13 protein-coding genes, 1 tRNA gene and 2 pseudogenes are annotated in these 17,593 nt (G+C 62.7%); 9 read left to right on the top strand and 7 right to left on the bottom strand.

What is annotated here, in order from left to right:
• Positions 1-111: 111 nt before the first annotated feature.
• Positions 112-2,130, bottom strand: coding sequence for an alpha-1,4-glucan--maltose-1-phosphate maltosyltransferase (locus DQ397_RS14990; protein ID WP_148921575.1), 2,019 nt, complete (start codon positions 2,128-2,130; stop codon positions 112-114).
• A 137-nt stretch (positions 2,131-2,267) separates the two neighbouring features.
• Here DQ397_RS14990 and DQ397_RS24530 point away from each other — a divergent pair, with 137 nt between their 5' ends.
• Positions 2,268-2,435, top strand: coding sequence for a hypothetical protein (locus DQ397_RS24530; RefSeq protein WP_167358084.1), 168 nt, complete (start codon positions 2,268-2,270; stop codon positions 2,433-2,435).
• Positions 2,436-2,613: 178 nt separating this feature from the next.
• On the opposite strand, the gene DQ397_RS14985 is transcribed toward DQ397_RS24530, so the two are convergent.
• Positions 2,614-4,284, bottom strand: coding sequence for an AMP-binding protein (locus DQ397_RS14985; RefSeq protein WP_043212065.1), 1,671 nt, complete (start codon positions 4,282-4,284; stop codon positions 2,614-2,616).
• 239 nt (positions 4,285-4,523) lie between these two features.
• Between DQ397_RS14985 and DQ397_RS14980 the strand changes: the two genes are divergently transcribed.
• The 4 genes from DQ397_RS14980 to DQ397_RS14965 all read left to right on the top strand — a co-directional run bounded on the left by DQ397_RS14980 (position 4,524) and on the right by DQ397_RS14965 (position 10,161).
• Positions 4,524-5,687: an isovaleryl-CoA dehydrogenase gene (locus DQ397_RS14980; protein ID WP_043212066.1), complete on the top strand. Its 1,164-nt coding sequence runs from the start codon at positions 4,524-4,526 to the stop codon at positions 5,685-5,687.
• A gap of 102 nt (positions 5,688-5,789) precedes the next feature.
• Positions 5,790-7,397, top strand: a complete 1,608-nt coding sequence (locus DQ397_RS14975) for a carboxyl transferase domain-containing protein (RefSeq protein WP_043212068.1) — start codon at positions 5,790-5,792, stop codon at positions 7,395-7,397.
• Positions 7,398-7,399: 2 nt separating this feature from the next.
• Positions 7,400-8,212, top strand: coding sequence for a gamma-carboxygeranoyl-CoA hydratase (locus tag DQ397_RS14970; protein ID WP_043212070.1), 813 nt, complete (start codon positions 7,400-7,402; stop codon positions 8,210-8,212).
• Positions 8,209-10,161 (top strand): acetyl/propionyl/methylcrotonyl-CoA carboxylase subunit alpha, encoded by a 1,953-nt coding sequence (locus DQ397_RS14965; RefSeq protein WP_043212072.1) that lies wholly within the window; start codon positions 8,209-8,211, stop codon positions 10,159-10,161. Before DQ397_RS14970 ends, DQ397_RS14965 begins: the two co-directional genes overlap by 4 nt.
• 47 nt (positions 10,162-10,208) lie before the next feature.
• Here the strand turns inward: DQ397_RS14965 and DQ397_RS14960 are convergent, their stop codons facing one another.
• Positions 10,209-10,862 carry a LexA family transcriptional regulator gene (locus DQ397_RS14960; RefSeq protein ID WP_043212082.1) on the bottom strand — a complete coding sequence of 218 codons (654 nt, stop codon included), beginning with the start codon at positions 10,860-10,862 and terminating at the stop codon, positions 10,209-10,211.
• Positions 10,863-10,992: 130 nt separating this feature from the next.
• On the opposite strand from DQ397_RS14960, the gene DQ397_RS14955 reads away from it, so the two are divergent.
• From DQ397_RS14955 to DQ397_RS14945, 3 genes are all read left to right on the top strand, one after another.
• Positions 10,993-11,310 carry a hypothetical protein gene (locus DQ397_RS14955; RefSeq protein ID WP_043212074.1) on the top strand — a complete coding sequence of 106 codons (318 nt, stop codon included), beginning with the start codon at positions 10,993-10,995 and terminating at the stop codon, positions 11,308-11,310.
• A 432-nt stretch (positions 11,311-11,742) separates the two neighbouring features.
• The gene (locus tag DQ397_RS14950; protein WP_043212075.1) at positions 11,743-12,255 is read left to right on the top strand and encodes a DUF4880 domain-containing protein; all 513 of its coding nucleotides are present in this window, start codon (positions 11,743-11,745) and stop codon (positions 12,253-12,255) included.
• A gap of 106 nt (positions 12,256-12,361) precedes the next feature.
• Entirely contained in the window at positions 12,362-13,510 is a 1,149-nt protein-coding gene (locus DQ397_RS14945) for a M14-type cytosolic carboxypeptidase (protein ID WP_043212076.1), read from the top strand.
• Positions 13,511-13,681: 171 nt separating this feature from the next.
• Here the strand turns inward: DQ397_RS14945 and DQ397_RS14940 are convergent.
• Positions 13,682-13,756 (bottom strand) — tRNA-Gln (locus DQ397_RS14940).
• Between the two features lie 272 nt (positions 13,757-14,028).
• On the opposite strand from DQ397_RS14940, the gene DQ397_RS14935 reads away from it, so the two are divergent.
• Complete coding sequence (locus DQ397_RS14935; RefSeq protein WP_043212077.1) at positions 14,029-14,271, top strand: DUF465 domain-containing protein; 243 nt, start codon at positions 14,029-14,031, stop codon at positions 14,269-14,271.
• 85 nt (positions 14,272-14,356) lie between these two features.
• Here the strand turns inward: DQ397_RS14935 and DQ397_RS25045 are convergent.
• From DQ397_RS25045 to DQ397_RS14925, 3 genes and pseudogenes are all read right to left on the bottom strand, one after another.
• Positions 14,357-14,875, bottom strand: a pseudogene (locus DQ397_RS25045) (methyl-accepting chemotaxis protein); the annotation flags it as partial.
• Between the two features lie 339 nt (positions 14,876-15,214).
• Positions 15,215-16,240: pseudogene (locus DQ397_RS25040) on the bottom strand (cache domain-containing protein); the annotation flags it as partial.
• Positions 16,241-16,351: 111 nt separating this feature from the next.
• Positions 16,352-17,593, bottom strand: a 1,242-nt coding sequence (locus DQ397_RS14925; protein WP_043215945.1) for an aldehyde dehydrogenase family protein, incomplete at its 5' end; no start/stop codon positions are given.

Below are 17,593 nucleotides of genomic sequence, written 5' to 3'. Positions count from 1 at the left end.
AATTCGATTTCAGCGTGCAACGGTGTTGTCCGGTAGCGCTAAGACCTGTGGGAGGGGGTTTACCCCACTGACGCATTCGCGGGTAAACCCGCTCCCACAGGGGACGCCGTTCTAACGGGCTTTTTCGATTCGCCAGATGCCGAACGGCAGGTGCCAGGGTTCGATGCGCATCCACTGGGTCTTGCCGTGCCAGGTCCAACGGTGGCCATTCATCAGGTCTTCGCCGAGGGTGTCGGCGTTGTCGTCCAGGCCCAGCTCCCACAGCGGCAGTTCGAAGTGCGCCTCTTGAGCGTTGTGCGGATCGAGGCTGATCGCCACCAGGATGTAGTTGTCCCGTTCCGGCGTGCGTTTGGCGAAATACAGGATGTTGTCGTTCCAGCAGTTGAAGAATGCGACGCCCAGGTGGGTCTGCAGGGCGCGGTTCTGCCGGCGGATACGGTTGAGCTGGGCGATCTCGGCGATGATGTTGCCGGGTTGGGTGAAGTCCCGCGGGCGGATTTCGTACTTCTCCGAATCCAGGTATTCCTCTTTGCCCGGCAACGGCGTGCCCTCGCACAGCTCGAAACCCGAATACATGCCCCACAGCCCGGACCCCATGGTCGCCAGGGCAGCGCGAATCAAGAACCCCGCGCGTCCGGAGGTCTGCAGGAAATAGGGGTTGATGTCCGGCGTGTTGACGAAGAAGTTCGGCCGGTAGCAGTTGCACCAGGGCGGCTGGTTGAGTTCGAGGAAGTATTCGCGCAGCTCCTGCTTGGTGTTGCGCCAGGTGAAATAGGTGTAGCTCTGGGCATAGCCGACCTTGCCCAGGCGGGCCATCATCGCCGGGCGGGTGAAGGCCTCGGCGAGAAAGATCACATCGGGGTAGCGGCTGCGAACATTGGCGATCAGCCATTGCCAGAACGGCAACGGCTTGGTGTGCGGGTTGTCGACACGGAAGGTGCGCACGCCCTCCTCGACCCAGCCGATCACCACGTCACGCAGGGCCAACCACAGGGAGGGCACGGCCTCGGCGGCATAGAAGTCGACGTTGACGATGTCCTGGTACTTTTTCGGTGGGTTCTCGGCGTAGCGGATGGTGCCGTCCGGGCGCCAGCTGAACCAGCCGGGATGCTCGGTCAGCCAGGGGTGATCCTGGGAGCACTGGATGGCGAAATCCAAAGCGATTTCCAGCCCATGTTCTGCGGCGGCGGCGACCAGGCGGCGAAAATCCTCGCGGCTGCCCAACTGCGGATGGAGGGCATCGTGGCCACCTTCGGGGCTACCGATGGCATAGGGACTGCCCGGATCTCCCGGCTCGGCCTGCAGGGCATTGTTGCGGCCTTTGCGGTGCTTGGTGCCGATGGGGTGGATCGGCGGAAAGTACAGCACGTCGAAGCCCATGTCGCGGATCATCGGCAGGCGCTGGTGCACGTCGTTGAAGGTGCCGTGACGCTCGGCGCTGTCGGTGATCGAACGCGGAAAGAGTTCGTACCAACTGGCGAACAGCGCCTGCTCGCGGTCCACATCCACCGGGAACTCTGCGCTGCGGGTGAGGTAACTGCGGTGCTCGGCATCGACCATGAGCGCCGCGGTGCCCGGCTCGAGCAACAGTGCCACCTGATCATCGGTGGCGAGCGTCGGCAGGCGTTGCTGGAGCTGCTCGAGTTGCCCACGCAGTTGGCCGTTGCTGCGCTCGGCGCCCTTGCCCAGCAGCAGCCTGCCCTCCTCCAGCTCGAGCGTGACGTCGACACCGGCGTGGTACTTCTTCTCGAGGTCGTGGCAGTAGGTGGCGAAGGGGTCGATCCAGGCCTCGATGCTGAACAGGTGAAGGCCCAGTTCGAGCGGCGTGAACTCGGCCAGCCACAGGTCGTTGCCAGGCGAGTGCATGGGCACGGTATGCCAGCGGCGGCTGTGGGCCTGGCGCCAGTGCAGGACCACCGCCAAGCGGTCATGGCCGTCGCTGTAGACTTTGCTGCTCACCGCCACGCGCTGGCCTCGTACCGCCTTGGTGGCGAAGGTGCCAGCGTCGAGCACCGGTTGCGTATCTTCGACCACGATCCGCGGCGCCAGCAACGCCTGGGACAGGCTGATGGCCTGGTCCGGGTGATCATTGGCCATGGGCACGCTGTCGAACGGCTCATTTCCTGACATCGAACCTTGCTCCCTTTTGCGGTGGCGGTAAGGGTTCAGAGCCGTGGGCGCTGCCTGGGGTTCAAAAAAAATGAGCGAACGGTGCAGGGCCAAGTCAAAGCCTGCAAAGACGCTTGAATCCCAAGGGAGGCCTGGCCATGAACATTCCCATTCCACCGGAGACGCCCGACCCGAACATCGACGACCCTACCCTGCCGCCGGGCGTGCCAGAGGAGGAGCCGGACGAGCTGCCGATCAAGCCGACCGTGCCGCCGACCGTGGGGGATCCGCCGAGCGAGGAGCCACCGGTGAAAGGCAAAGGATAGACAAGGACCGTGACAAGCACGGGATGGACAGTGGGAGCGGCAGCGAAACTGCCGCCCCTTTCGCAGGTAAGCCCGCTTGTGTCTTCGCAAGCGCGTTTTTTGTGGGAGCGGGTTTACACGCGAAGGTCACTGCAGCAAGACCATGACTCCCTCGCAACCAGGTGATACCGAGGACTGTTCAGAGATTGATCTCGGCGATGCTGATCTCGCGCATGCGGAACTTCTGCACCTTCCCGGTCACCGTCATCGGGAATTCCTCGACGAAGCGATAATGACGCGGCACCTTGAAATGCGCGATACGCGCCTTGCACCAACCCTGTAGCTCCTCGGCCGTGGCGCTGTGCCCGGGGTGCAGCTTGATCCAGGCCACTACCTCCTCGCCATAGCGGCTGCAGGGAATGCCGATCACCTGGGCATCGGCGACCGCCGGGTGGGTATAGAAGAACTCCTCCAGCTCGCGCGGGTAGATGTTCTCGCCTCCGCGGATAATCATGTCTTTGTTGCGCCCGACGATGCGCACATAGCCCTGCTGATCCATTACCGCCAGATCACCCGAATGCATCCAGCCAGCCGGGTCGATGGCATCCTGGGTGGCTTGCGGGTTGTTCCAGTAGCCGAGCATCACGCTGTAGCCGCGAGTGCACAGCTCGCCGATTTCGCCACGCGGGACGATGTTGCCGTGCTCATCCACCAGCTTGCTTTCCAGTTGTGGCTGGGTACGCCCGACCGTGGTCACGCGCAGCTCCAGCTCGTCGTCAGGACCGGTCTGCAACGACACCGGGCTGGTCTCGGTCATGCCGTAGGCAATCTGCACCTGGGCCATGTGCATCTGCCCGATCACCCGGCGCATTACCTCGATCGGGCAGGTGGCCCCGGCCATGATGCCGCTGCGCAGGCTGGAGAGGTCCAGCTCGGCGCGACCGGGGTGGTCAAGCATGGCGATGAACATGGTCGGCACGCCGTAGAGAATGCTGGCGCGCTCCTCGGCCACGGCGTGCAGGGTCAGGCCGGGGTCGAAGGCATCGTTGGGATAGATCATGGTGCTGCCATGGGTAACGCAGCCCAGGTTGGCCATGACCATGCCGAAGCAGTGGTACAACGGCACCGGGATGACCATGCGGTCCTGTGCCGTCAGGCCCAAGCTTTCACCGACCATGTAGCCGTTGTTGAGGATGTTGTAGTGGCTGAGCGTGGCGCCTTTGGGCGCGCCGGTGGTACCGGAGGTGTACTGGATGTTTACCGGCTGGTCGAATTGCAGGCTGCGCTGGCGGGCGTCGAAGGCCGCAAGGTCGGTTTGCCCTGCCCGCTCGATCAGCCGAGTCCAAGGCAGGAAACCGGCCGGCGGGTTGACGGCCAGGCTAATCACCCCGCGCAGCGCCGGCAGCCGCTCGCTGGCCAGTTGGCCGGGCGCGTCGGTGCGCAGTTCTGGGGCCAGGTCCAGCAGCATGGCGTGGTAGTCAGAGGTCTTGAAGGCGTCGGCGCACACCAGCCAGCTGCAGCCTGACTGGCGCAGTACGTATTCCAGTTCACCGACCCGGTAGGCCGGGTTGATGTTGACCAGGATCGCGCCGACTTTGGCGCTGGCCAGTTGCAGGATGCACCACTGGGCACAGTTGGGCGCCCAGATCCCGACCCGGTCGCCGACCTGCACACCCAACGCCATCAGCGCCCGGGCGTGCTCATCGACAGTCTCGGCCAGCTGCCGCCAGCTGTAGCGCTGTCCTTGGTGGCGAACGACCAGGGCTTCGCCGTCGGGATAGCGAGCCACAGTCGCATCGAAGGCCTGGCCGATGGTCAGGGTCAACAACGGGCGGTCCTGGCGACCGCGGGTGTAGCTTGGTTGACTCATGGATGTCCCTTCTTGTGGTTGTTCTGGGCATGACTGAAGCAAGCGACGCTACTCTGGCGCAGATTTACGTTAACGTAAAGGTCACCAGCTGATTGACACCCTCAGTCGGCAGGTTTACGTTAACGTAAAGGTGAAAAATGACAACCGGCTTGTCGGCGTGACACCCATCCCGTGGGAGCGGTGGATAGCCCTTGAGCTACGGTGTAACCCAACGTCAATAACAATAAGGTGCCCTCCGCATGCATTACCCCACCCTGAACTTCGCTTTGGGCGAAACCATCGACATGCTCCGCGACCAGGTGCGCACCTTCGTTGCCGCCGAATTGGCCCCGCGCGCCGCGCAGATCGACCAGGACAACCTGTTCCCGGCCGACATGTGGTGCAAGTTCGGCGACATGGGCCTGCTGGGCATCACCGTGCCAGAGCAATACGGCGGCGCCGGCCTGGGTTATCTGGCCCACGTGGTGTCGATGGAAGAAATCAGCCGCGGCTCGGCCTCGGTGGCCCTGTCCTATGGCGCCCACTCCAACCTGTGCGTCAACCAGATCAACCGCAACGGCACCCATGAGCAAAAGCTCAAGTACCTGCCTAAGCTGATCAGCGGCGAGCACATCGGCGCCCTGGCCATGAGCGAGCCCAACGCCGGCTCCGATGTGGTATCGATGAAGCTGCGTGCCGAGAAGCGCGGCGATCACTACGTACTCAATGGCAGCAAGACCTGGATCACCAACGGCCCTGACGCCAACACCTATGTGATCTACGCCAAGACCGACCTGGACAAGGGCCCCCATGGCATCACCGCGTTCATCGTCGAGCGCGACTGGAAAGGCTTCTCGCGCAGCAACAAGTTCGACAAGCTCGGCATGCGCGGCTCCAATACCTGCGAGCTGTTCTTCGATGGTGTGGAAGTCCCGGAGGAAAACATCCTCGGCCAGCTCAACGGCGGCGTGCGTGTGCTGATGAGCGGCCTGGACTACGAGCGCGTGGTCCTCTCCGGCGGCCCGACCGGCATCATGCAAGCCTGCATGGACCTGGTGGTGCCCTATATCCATGACCGCAAGCAGTTCGGCCAAAGCATCGGCGAGTTCCAGCTGATCCAGGGCAAGATCGCCGACATGTACACCCAGCTCAACGCCAGCCGCGCCTACCTGTATGCCGTGGCCCAGGCCTGCGACCGCGGCGAGACCACCCGCAAGGATGCCGCCGGGGTGATCCTCTATACCGCCGAACGCGCGACTCAGATGGCCCTGGAGGCGATCCAGATCCTCGGTGGCAATGGCTATATCAATGAATTCCCGGCAGGTCGACTGCTGCGCGACGCCAAGCTGTACGAAATCGGTGCTGGCACCAGCGAGATCCGCCGGATGCTCATCGGTCGCGAACTGTTCAACGAAACCCGCTGAAGCAGCTTCAAGCAGCAAGACAAACAGCGATGCGCGCTTGCAGTCACAACACTGAACATTCTTGCAGCTTGAAGCTTGAGGCTTGATTCTGCGCGAGGAGTCATGATGATCCTGAAGTCACAGTTGAACGTTAAATCACCAGAGTTCGCGCAGAACTGGAGCGCCATGGCGGCCCAGGTCCAGGCTCTGCGCACCCTGCTCGCCCAGGTCAACCAAGGCGGCGGCCCCAAGGCCCAGGAGCGGCATACTTCGCGAGGCAAACTGTTGCCACGCGAGCGCATCGATCGCCTGCTCGACCCAGGCTCGCCCTTCCTCGAGATCGGCCAGTTGGCCGCCCATGAGGTCTACGGCGAAGACGTACCCGCCGCGGGCGTGATCGCCGGCATCGGTCGTATCGAAGGGGTCGAGTGCATGATCGTAGCCAACGACGCCACGGTCAAAGGCGGCTCCTATTACCCGCTGACGGTGAAAAAACACCTGCGCGCCCAGACCATCGCATTGCAGAACCGCCTGCCCTGCATCTACCTGGTGGACTCCGGCGGCGCCAACCTGCCCCGCCAGGACGAGGTCTTCCCGGACCGCGAGCACTTCGGGCGGATTTTCTTCAACCAGGCCAACATGAGCGCGCAAGGTATCCCGCAGATCGCCGTGGTCATGGGCTCGTGCACCGCAGGCGGCGCCTATGTACCGGCCATGGCCGACGAAGCGATCATGGTGCGCCAGCAGGCGACGATCTTCCTCGCAGGCCCCCCTTTGGTGAAGGCTGCCACCGGTGAGGTGGTCAGCGCCGAAGACCTGGGAGGCGCTGACGTGCATTGCCGCACCAGCGGCGTGGCCGACCACTACGCCGACAACGATGAACATGCCCTGGCCTTGGCCCGGCGCAGCGTGGCCAATCTCAACTGGCGCAAGCTCGGCCACGTGCAGCGCCAGGCACCGATCGCCCCGCTGTACGACGCCCAGGAGCTGTACGGGGTGGTCCCCGCCGATGCCAAGCAACCATTCGACGTGCGCGAAGTTATCGCACGTCTGGTCGATGGTTCGGTGTTCGATGAGTTCAAGGCCTTGTTCGGTACCACACTTGTGTGCGGCTTCGCCCACCTGCATGGCTACCCGGTGGCGATCTTGGCCAACAACGGCATCCTCTTTGCCGAGGCCGCACAAAAAGGCGCGCACTTCATCGAGCTGGCCTGCCAACGCGGCATCCCGCTGCTGTTCCTGCAGAACATCACAGGCTTCATGGTCGGCAAGAAGTATGAAGAAGGCGGCATCGCCAAGCATGGCGCCAAGCTGGTGACCGCGGTGGCCTGTGCCCAAGTGCCGAAGTTCACCGTGATCATCGGCGGCAGCTTCGGTGCCGGCAACTACGGCATGTGCGGTCGCGCCTACGACCCGCGCTTCTTGTGGATGTGGCCCAACGCACGCATCGGCGTGATGGGGGCCGAGCAAGCTGCCGGCGTACTGGCCCAGGTCAAGCGCGAACAGAGCGAACGCGCCGGTACGGCTTTCAGCGCCGAGGAAGAGGCCAAGCTCAAACAGCCGATCCTCGACCAGTACGAACGCCAGGGCCACCCCTACTACTCCAGCGCACGGCTATGGGACGACGGCGTCATCGACCCGGCGCAGACCCGCGATGTGCTCGGCCTGGCGTTGTCCGCCGCCCTGAACGCCCCGATCGAACAGAGCCGCTTCGGCATTTTCCGGATGTGACCATGAACGATTTCAGCACCCTGGAAGTCATCAAGGACCCTCGCGGCTTCGCCACCTTGTGGCTGAGCCGCGAAGACAAGAACAACGCCTTCAACGCGCAGATGATCCGCGAACTGATCGTCGCCCTGGACCAGCTCGCCGAGGACGCCAGCCTGCGCTTTGTGCTGCTGCGCGGCCGCGGCCGGCATTTCAGCGCAGGTGCCGATCTGGCCTGGATGCAACAATCGGCACAGCTGGACTTCAACACCAATCTGGACGACGCCCGTGAGCTGGGCGAGTTGATGTACGCCCTGCACCGGCTCAAGGCTCCAACCCTGGCGGTAGTGCAAGGCGCAGCTTTCGGTGGTGCCCTGGGCCTGATCAGTTGCTGCGACATGGCCATCGGCGCCGAGGACGCACAACTGTGCCTCTCGGAAGTGCGCATCGGCCTCGCGCCAGCGGTGATCAGCCCGTTCGTGGTCAAGGCCATCGGCGAGCGCGCCGCCCGCCGCTATGCCCTGACCGCCGAGCGCTTCAGCGGCGTGCGCGCCCGTGAGCTGGGTTTGCTGGCCGAGGTCTACCCGGCCAACGAGCTGGACGCTCAGGTCGAGGCCTGGGTCGACAACCTGCTGCTCAACAGCCCTCAGGCCCTGCGCGCCACCAAGGATCTGCTGCGCGAAGTCGACGACGGCGAGCTGAGCCCGGCCCTGCGCCGCTACTGCGAAAACACCATCGCCCGCATCCGCGTCAGCCCGGAAGGCCAGGAGGGCCTGCGCGCCTTCCTGGAAAAACGCCGCCCCGCCTGGCAAGCCAACGAGAAGGAACCGCGCCCATGAGCCGTCCCACCCTGACCACCCTGCTGGTCGCCAACCGCGGCGAGATCGCCTGCCGGATCATGCGCACCGCCAAAGCCATGGGCCTGACCACGGTCGCCGTGCACAGCGCCACCGACCGCGATGCCCGCCACAGTCGCGAGGCAGATATCCGCATCGACCTGGGCGGCACCAAGGCTGCCGAAAGCTACCTGGTGATCGACAAACTCATCGCCGCCGCCAAGGCCAGCGGCGCCCAGGCCATCCACCCGGGCTATGGCTTCCTCTCGGAAAACGCAGGCTTCGCCCGCGCCGTCGAACAGGCCGGCCTGATCTTCCTCGGCCCACCGGCCAGCGCTATCGATGCCATGGGCAGCAAGTCGGCGGCCAAGGCGCTGATGGAAAGCGCCGGCGTGCCGCTCGTGCCCGGCTACCACGGCGATGCCCAAGACCTGGAAACCTTCCGCGCCGCCGCCGAGCGCATCGGCTATCCGGTACTGCTCAAGGCCAGTGCCGGCGGTGGCGGCAAAGGCATGAAAGTGGTCGAGGAAGAAAGCCAACTGGCCGACGCCCTGGCCTCGGCGCAGCGCGAGGCGCAATCGTCGTTCGGCGATGCGCGCATGCTGGTGGAAAAGTACGTGCTCAAGCCGCGCCACGTGGAAATCCAGGTGTTCGCCGACCAGCACGGCAATTGCCTGTACCTCAACGAGCGCGACTGCTCGATCCAGCGCCGTCATCAGAAAGTTGTTGAAGAAGCCCCCGCCCCAGGCCTGTCGCCTGAGCTGCGTCGGGCCATGGGCGAGGCGGCGGTGCGCGCCGCTCAGGCCATCGGCTATGTCGGTGCCGGTACCGTGGAATTCCTGCTCGATGCCCGTGGCGAGTTCTTCTTCATGGAGATGAACACCCGCCTGCAAGTCGAGCACCCGGTCACCGAAGCCATCACCGGCCTGGACTTGGTGGCCTGGCAGATCCGCGTGGCCTGTGGCGAACCTCTGCCGATCACCCAGGCTCAGGTGCCACTGATCGGTCATGCCATCGAGGTGCGGCTGTATGCCGAAGACCCCGCCAACGAGTTCCTGCCGGCCACCGGTACCCTTGCGCTGTACCGCGAATCGGCCCCAGGCGAAGGCCGCCGAGTGGACAGCGGCGTGAGCGAGGGGGATGCCGTCTCGCCGTTCTACGACCCCATGCTGGGCAAGCTGATCGCCTGGGGCGAAGACCGCGAACAGGCCCGTCTGCGCCTGCTGGCCATGCTCGACGAGTTCGCCATTGGCGGATTGAAGACCAATATCGACTTCCTTCGCCGCATCCTGGCGCACCCGGCCTTCGCGGCGGCCGAACTGGACACGGGCTTCATTCCACGCCACCAGGCCGAGCTGTTGCCGGCCCCCGCTGCCTTGCCTGCGGCGTTCTGGCAAGCCGCCGCCGAGGCCTGGTTGCAGGGCAGTCCCACGCACCAGCGTCAGGACGATCCCGGCTCGCCCTGGGCCCGGCATGACGGCCTGCGCCTGGGCCTGCCGGCGCGTAGCAGCCTGCATCTGAGCAGTGGCGGACAGGACCAGGCCGTGGCGCTGGAATCCAGCGCTCCGTCCGCCTGGCAACTTCAGGGCGAGCAGCTGTGCCATGAGCAGGACGGCCTGCGTCGCCGCTACCTGGCCATACGCCGAGGTGACGCGCTGTATCTGCAATGGAATGGCGAAATGCATAGGGTCAACGCCTTCGACCCGATCGCCGAGGCCGAAGCCAGCCATAGCCATCAAGGCGGCCTGAGCGCCCCCATGAACGGCAGTATCGTACGTGTGCTGGTGGAGCCGGGCCAGGCCGTGGAGGCTGGCACCGCGCTGATGGTGCTCGAAGCGATGAAGATGGAACACAGCATCCGCGCACCGCATGACGGCACGGTCAAGGCGCTGTTTTGTCAGGAGGGTGACATGGTCAGCGAAGGGGCGGTGCTGGTGGAATTGGCTGAGTAAACACAAAGGGGCCGCTGCGCGATGAATTGCGCAGCGGCCCCTGCCGATCAGAACTTGCCGTGCACGCGAACCACGACGCCGAGAAACTCGCAGCCCTCTTCGCACAGCACTGTGGGATACCGGGTATTGAGCGGCCTGAGCATCCGCTCTCCGCCTTCTTCGATCAATTGCCTCAACACCGCGGCCTTGCCCGGCTGACGAGCGATCACCAGCTTTCCAGGCGCCACCTCAAGCCCCGTATCCACGAGGATGAGCATTCCCTGGGGCACACTCACACCGCTTGCGGCATTCATCGAATCGTTTTCAACCGGCAGCCAGAATGCATTACCGGCTGGCATGTAGTCACTCTGCTCGTGCACTTCGGCGGTTTCGGGCAATTTGCCCTGTAGATCGCTCCAGGCCAGTACCGGAAGCCGAAAACTGGCATAGCGCAACGCTTCGCCCGATATTGGCCGCCCTGGCGCGTAGACCCCAGGTGCTTCACGCAACAGGTTGCGCTCCACCACCATGACTTGGGCTTGCAGATACACCAGCCCGAGTTTTTCCAGTTTTTCGTTGATGGTCGCCAGCGTGGGTTTTCGGGTACCGCGCAACCAATGGCCTACGCCGCCCTGGGTCATGCCCAGACGTTCAGCGAGTTTGAGCTGGTTGAGCTTGTGTTCACGCTTGTAGCGCGCAAGAAATTCGTTCCAGTTTTCCATGGCGGAGAACAATACGGACTGCATCTGCCGCATCAATACACATCCTGAATTATCTTCAATGAGATAAATAATACACACTGACCTATGCTGCGTATTCACCACTCCCAAGTGAATATCAACAGGTATCAGGATGAAACCATCGAAAAACGACGAAACAGATCTCGACAGCGAAGCAGCCCGCCGCGCCCTGGACTACTACCTTAATCCCACGCCGCCCCGCCCCAATCTGGACAACAAGATCTGGACGCTACATGAAGGCGTAAGCGCCGCACAGGCCCGGGATCATGCCCTGGCGCTGTTGCGCTGCGCGGCGGCCACCGCGCACGAAACAGCCACTCACCAGCCCCAGGGCATGACCCGGGAGGTGATGTTCGCATTGATGCACATGATGAACATGGCCAGGGCGTTGCTGGAGCACGAGCAAGCGTCAGGAAAGACCGAGAGATGAGCAACACGTGATGGCCGACGAGCGGTGAAGAGCCCGTATTCCGGCTATCAGGGAGCCGCCCGGTAATATTTTTTTACCAGGAAGGGGAAAATTCATTTGACTGGCAAATGATAACGATTATTATTGCACTCAGCTGGTCGCGAGACCTGCTGGATAACCTGGAAGCCCTTAGGTCGGACTCTCAGATTATCTCCTCATCAGGCTAATCACGGTTTTTGACCCGGCTTTTTGCCGGGTCATTTTTTTTGGCTCTTCAGGCTAATGAAGATCGGTACCGCTTGATGGCCGCGAGGATAGCAAAGGTATGTCAAATCGTGAACGGGTGTTGCAGCGTTTTACGGAATCAGCACTTGAGAATCAATATCGTTAAGATTAATCTATTCGCGCATCACGGAAGATGCCCCCTACTCCATTTTGAGCAAGGAGCTGTCCATGAACCGTCTATTGCTGCCTCTGGAACATGACACCGCCTTGCAGACGCCAACCGGCGACGCCCTGCTCCATGGCCTGCAGCGCTTGCCACGGCGCGTGCAACAGGTCTTTCTGCTCAACCGCCTCGACCAGCTGGATCTTGCGAACATCGCCCAGCGTCTCGACCTCCCGCTATTGGCCATCGAGCGCCACCTGAATCAGGCCTTGCAAACCACCTGCACTCCAGGCGACGCCCTCGCTCGCACTGCGGGGCAATGGTACATCCACTTGCAGAACCCCGAGGCCACCGCCTGCGAACGCATCGACTTTCGCCGCTGGCTCGACGCCGCCCCGGAACACCTGCACGCTTTTCACGAGACCGAACTGCGATGGCGCAGCCTGCTCGCCCCTGCGCGCCAATTGGGCCATGACGGCTGGTACCGCCATGGCCGGGCAGCACTGTCGCTGGGCGGTTGTACGATCGTGGTCGGGTTGGGTGTGGCAGCCTTGGCCTTGCTCGGCTTCTTGACCTGAATCCCAGGCCATTGGGCAAGCAGTTCTTTCCTACAGGATTTAGTCGCCCAGCCTTCTGGCCAAGCGGTGTACAGTAACGCCACAACAAAGCCACAGGAGTCTGGCAATGACCGTGACGCTGTCCCCGCTGCAGATCGACTGCGATTTCGATTCCGGCAATATCCAGGTACTGGACACCCGCGACCCGAGCCGCGTGCGCTTGGCCATCCGCCCCGATACCAACAGTGGCCATTTCCAGTGGTTCCACTTCAAGGCCAGCGGCCTGACCCCGGGCCAGACCCACCGCTTCAGCCTCGATAACGCCAGCCAGTCCTCCTACAACAAGGCCTGGCACGGCTATCAGGCCGTGGCATCCTATGATCAACAGCACTGGTTTCGCATCCCCAGCCAGTTCGACGGCCAAGCCCTGGTGTTCGAACTTCAAGCCAAGGCTCCGCAGGCCTGGTTCGCCTATTTCGAACCCTACCCCCGCGCCCGCCACAACCAACTGATCGAACGAGCCAAGCAACTGCCGGCCGTCGAGCTGCTGGCCTGCGGTCGTAGCGTGCAAGGCCGCGATATCCCGCTGTTGCGCGCAGGCGACGGCGCACCAGGTAAGCGCAAGCTGTGGCTGATCGCTCAGCAGCACCCTGGCGAGCACATGGCGGAATGGTTCATGGAGGGCGTCATAGACCGTCTGCAAGCCAACGACAGCACCGTCCAGTCACTGCTCGCGGCCGCCGACCTGTACCTGATCCCGAACATGAACCCTGATGGCGCCTTCCTCGGCCATCTGCGCACCAACTTCAAGGGCAAGGACCTCAACCGCGCCTGGCAGGACGCCAGCGTCGAGCTCAGCCCCGAGGTCTTCTTCGCCCAGAGCCAGATGAAACAGCACGGGGTGGATGCGTTCATCGATGTGCATGGCGACGAGGAAATCCCACATGTCTTCACCGCCGCCTGCGAAGGCAACCCGGGCTACACGCCCCGCCTGGCGAAGCTAGAGGAGCAGTTCCGCTCCACACTGTGCAGCATCACGCGGGACTTCCAGACCGTGCACGGCTATACCCGCGACGAGCCCGGTCAGGCCAACATGACACTGGCCTGCAACGCCGTCGGCCAAGCCTATGATTGCCTTTCACTGACGCTGGAGATGCCGTTCAAGGATCACGACGATGCGCCCAACGCCATTACCGGCTGGTCGGGCGAGCGATCCAAAGCGCTGGCTGGCGCCGTGTTGGAAACCTTGGAGAAGATGGTCAAGGAATTGCGCTGAAGCATTCTGGCCCTATCGCGGGACGAGTCCGCTCCTACAGGGAGCAGCCTTGTGCTTGTTCCGCGATGGCAGCCGGATAAGCGCCACGAGGCTCAATCGCTATACGAGCGAAAGACACTAGAAGACAGTGCGCCAAGGCAAAGAGGAATATCGAGAAGAGATGTGAAGAAATGGCAGGGGCGGCTGGATTCGAACCAACGCATGGCAGGATCAAAACCTGCTGCCTTACCGCTTGGCGACGCCCCTGTATCGGATGCGACGAGTGCATGAGCACTGTCGTTCTGACGGTTCGCTGACAACGACGTTGAGCCGCTGTGCTGGAATGGCCGGCACTATACCAACACTCGATTCACCTGGGAACCCCCGGAATGAAAAAAATTGCCTTAAAACAGCAAGTTAGTCTTCCCCGCTGATTCCTGCCCTGGCCATCCGTCGTATTTTTTGCGCCTCGCTTTAACAACCGCGTGTTCGCCCCTTCCAATCAGGTAAGAAAACCTGCGCATTACAAGGAGGGCGCCATGCCAGTTTCCCACGACCTGTACCAGGACCTGCACTATCCCCGCGAAATCGTCCAGCAGCGGCGCCAACAGGACAAAGAGCTGGACCGGCTGCTGGATGAATATGTGGATATCGACAATCAGGTTTTGGCGGCCGAATCGATCTCGGCAGGCATTGCCGATGACGACGACCTGCGGCGCCTCAAGGAAAGGCGCCTGGCGGTCAAATACATGATAGAGCGACAACTCGAGCGTAAGGCGTGAGCCCTGTGGGGCTGCTTCGCAGTCCCTGCCAGTTGACGACGGTCGCACCGTGCTCCTTACACGATGCAGAGAGTTGTCAGGCCGCTCATATCCGGAAGCGGCTGAGCAGGCGGTCCTGTTGACTTACATGGTCGACCATCACCGAGCACTGGCTGACTTGCTGCCGCGCACCGCCGGACACTTCCAGGCCGATGTCGCGAATGTTGGTGGTGTTGCGGTTGATCTCTTCGCTGGTGGCGCTCTGCTGCTCGGCAGCGGCGGCGATCTGCAGGTTCATGTCGTTGATGCGGTAGATCGCCTCGCGAATGCGGCCGAGGGTCTCATTGGCCGCATTGGCATCCTCGGCAGTCTTGCTGGCGGCATCACGACTTTGCTGCATGCGCATCTGGGCCTGGCGCACACCCGCTTGCAACTGGTCGATCATCAGGCGGATCTCCTGGGTCGATTGCTGGGTGCGCGAAGCCAGCGAACGCACCTCATCGGCCACCACGGCGAATCCGCGCCCGGACTCCCCGGCACGCGCGGCCTCGATCGCGGCGTTGAGTGCGAGCAGGTTGGTCTGGTCGGCAATGCTGGTGATGACCGAGAGGATCGACTCGATGCTGTGGCTTAGGGTGGACAACTCGTTGATGGCCTGCCCGGTGGTGTTCATTTCCTCGGCCAGGCCGTTGATGGCCCCGGTCGAGCGCAACACCAGCGCCACGCCGCTCTCAGTCTGATCGTGTGCGGCCACCGCGGCTTGGGCAGCGGCCTGGGCATTGCGCGCCACGTCCTCGGCGGTGGAGGCCATTTCGTTCATGGCGGCGGCGAGTTGATCGAGCTCCTGCAACTGCAATTGCACGCGGCTGGCCGCCTGGTTTGCCTCGTGGGAAGTAGCCGAGGTGCTCTCGCGCACCTGTTGCGAGGTCTGCTGCACATCGCCGATCAACGTCTTGAGGTTGCCCAAAAATTGATTGAACTCCACCGACACCAGCGCCACTTCATCGTTGCCGGACACCGGTAGTTGACGCGTCAGGTCGCCGTTACCACGGTTCATGTCGGCCAGCGAGGCCTTGAGCCGATCCAAGGGTAACAACAAGCGCCGCACTAACAGGCCCAGCACCAGCAGGCTCAGAAGCACACCCAATCCGGTGCCGACTGCCGCTCGCCAGGTCAGTTGATGACTGGCGGCCATGACGATGCCTTCATCCAGTACCACGCCGATGTACCAGTGCATGCCTTGGAGGTTGGACAACGGAATGAACGACACCAGCAAGGACTTGCCATCCACCTCGATCGACTGAAGCTGGCTTTCCAGAGGCGGCTGTGCGCCGCCGAACAACGCGCTGTAGGGCTTGCCGTTGAGCTGGGCATCGGGGTGGGAAATGATGTTGCCGTTCTGGTTCAGCAAGAAGGCATAGCCCGCGCCGCTGAAGTCCAGGGTATTGATGGCCTCGGTGACGGTGTCGAGATGGATATCGCCGCCCAGCACCCCGGCAAACCGCCCATCGTCTGTGATTCTGCTGACAGCCGAAATCAACACTTTCCCCGTTGAGGAATCCTGATAGGGCTCGGTCAGCACTGCCTGGCTGCTCCCCTCCCCGGTCGCATACCAAGGACGCGTGCGACCGTCATAACCTGGCTTGGGTTTCCAGGTATCCAGGTCGCCAATGGGTTTGCCATCGACCTGCAGGGCACCGAACACCAGTGCGAACTCCTGCTTCAACAAAGGTGAATCGGTGATGCGCTGGACGGTTTGCTGGCTGACGGGGCTGGCGATGGATTGGACCGTCAAATCCATCAGGTGCAGCTTGCCGTTGAGCCAGTTCTCGATCTGCCTTGCAACGGCCGTGCTTGATTCGAGGATGCTTTCTCCCGCTTGCGTGCGCAGCACCGTGCGCACCTGGCTGACCTGGGCCAAGGACAACAGGCTGGTGGTGATCAACAACACACAGGCAGCGGCGAGGCTGACCTTGTACCGGATTTTCATCAAGACTCCACGAGAAATCGTTAAGGCGGTGATAACTTTTTCGCGGGTAAACCCAGCCCCACAGCACAAGCACTGCAGAAGCAGGTTCACCCGCGAAAAAGGCAACGCGATTTAGAAGAAGCCCAGCGGATTGATGTCGTAGCTCACCAGCAGGTTCTTGGTCTGCTGGTAGTGGTCGAGCATCATCTTGTGGGTTTCACGGCCGACACCGGACTTCTTGTAGCCCCCGAACGCAGCGTGAGCCGGGTACAGGTGGTAGCAGTTGGTCCATACGCGACCGGCCTTGATGCCGCGGCCCATGCGGTAGGCGCGGTTGATGTCGCGGGTCCATACGCCGGCGCCGAGGCCGAACTCGGTGTCGTTGGCGATCGCCAGGGCTTCGGCTTCGTCCTTGAAGGTGGTGACGCTGACCACCGGGCCGAAGATCTCTTCCTGGAACACGCGCATCTGGTTGTTGCCCTTGAGCAGGGTCGGCTGGATGTAATAGCCGGTGGCCAGGCTGCCTTCGAGTTTCTCCACCTTGCCGCCGGTCAGCAGCTCGGCGCCTTCCTTCTGGGCGATGTCCAGGTACGAGAGGATCTTCTCGAACTGCTGCTGGGAGGCCTGGGCGCCGACCATGGTGTCGGTGTCCAGCGGGTCGCCGCGCTTGATCTGCAGGACCTTTTTCATCACCACTTCCATGAACTGCGGGTAGATCGACTCCTGCACCAGGGCGCGCGATGGGCAGGTGCACACCTCGCCCTGGTTGAAGAACGCCAGCACCATGCCTTCGGCGGCCTTGTCGATGAAGGCAGGCTCGGCCTGCATGATGTCCTCGAAATAGACGTTCGGCGACTTGCCGCCCAGCTCCACGGTGGACGGGATGATGTTCTCGGCGGCGCATTTCATGATGTGCGAGCCGACCGGGGTGGAGCCGGTGAAGGCGATCTTGGCGATGCGCTTGCTGGTGGCCAGGGCTTCACCGGCCTCGCGGCCGAAGCCTTGCACCACGTTGAGCACGCCCTTGGGCAGCAGGTCGCCGATCAGTTCCATCAGCACGGCAATGCCCAGCGGGGTCTGCTCGGCGGGCTTGAGCACCACGCAGTTACCGGCGGCCAGCGCCGGCGCGAGCTTCCAGGCGGCCATCAGCAGCGGGAAGTTCCACGGGATGATCTGCCCGACCACGCCCAGCGGCTCGTGGATGTGATAGGCCACGGTGTTTTCGTTGATTTCGGCGGCGCCGCCTTCCTGGGCGCGGATGCAGCCGGCGAAGTAGCGGAAGTGATCGACCGCCAGCGGGATGTCGGCGTTGAGGGTTTCGCGGATCGGCTTGCCGTTGTCCCAGGTTTCGGTGATGGCCAGGATCTCCAGGTT

The sequence above is a fragment of the Pseudomonas sp. CK-NBRI-02 genome, from assembly GCF_008124495.1.
Classification (GTDB): Bacteria; Pseudomonadota; Gammaproteobacteria; order Pseudomonadales; family Pseudomonadaceae; genus Aquipseudomonas; species Aquipseudomonas guariconensis.
The sequence above is the reverse complement of the archived record's forward strand: the minus strand, read 5'-3'. Positions and strand labels throughout refer to the sequence as shown.

Excerpts from the sequence above, each read along its gene's own strand:
- DQ397_RS14990 (WP_148921575.1), bottom strand. The coding sequence starts at position 2,130 with ATGTCAGGAAATGAGCCGTTCGACAGCGTGCCCATGGCCAATGATCAC.
- DQ397_RS24530 (WP_167358084.1), top strand. The coding sequence starts at position 2,268 with ATGAACATTCCCATTCCACCGGAGACGCCCGACCCGAACATCGACGAC.
- DQ397_RS14985 (WP_043212065.1), bottom strand. The coding sequence starts at position 4,284 with ATGAGTCAACCAAGCTACACCCGCGGTCGCCAGGACCGCCCGTTGTTG.
- DQ397_RS14980 (WP_043212066.1), top strand. The coding sequence starts at position 4,524 with ATGCATTACCCCACCCTGAACTTCGCTTTGGGCGAAACCATCGACATG.
- DQ397_RS14975 (WP_043212068.1), top strand. The coding sequence starts at position 5,790 with ATGATGATCCTGAAGTCACAGTTGAACGTTAAATCACCAGAGTTCGCG.
- DQ397_RS14970 (WP_043212070.1), top strand. The coding sequence starts at position 7,400 with ATGAACGATTTCAGCACCCTGGAAGTCATCAAGGACCCTCGCGGCTTC.
- DQ397_RS14965 (WP_043212072.1), top strand. The coding sequence starts at position 8,209 with ATGAGCCGTCCCACCCTGACCACCCTGCTGGTCGCCAACCGCGGCGAG.
- DQ397_RS14960 (WP_043212082.1), bottom strand. The coding sequence starts at position 10,862 with ATGGAAAACTGGAACGAATTTCTTGCGCGCTACAAGCGTGAACACAAG.
- DQ397_RS14955 (WP_043212074.1), top strand. The coding sequence starts at position 10,993 with ATGAAACCATCGAAAAACGACGAAACAGATCTCGACAGCGAAGCAGCC.
- DQ397_RS14950 (WP_043212075.1), top strand. The coding sequence starts at position 11,743 with ATGAACCGTCTATTGCTGCCTCTGGAACATGACACCGCCTTGCAGACG.
- DQ397_RS14945 (WP_043212076.1), top strand. The coding sequence starts at position 12,362 with ATGACCGTGACGCTGTCCCCGCTGCAGATCGACTGCGATTTCGATTCC.
- DQ397_RS14935 (WP_043212077.1), top strand. The coding sequence starts at position 14,029 with ATGCCAGTTTCCCACGACCTGTACCAGGACCTGCACTATCCCCGCGAA.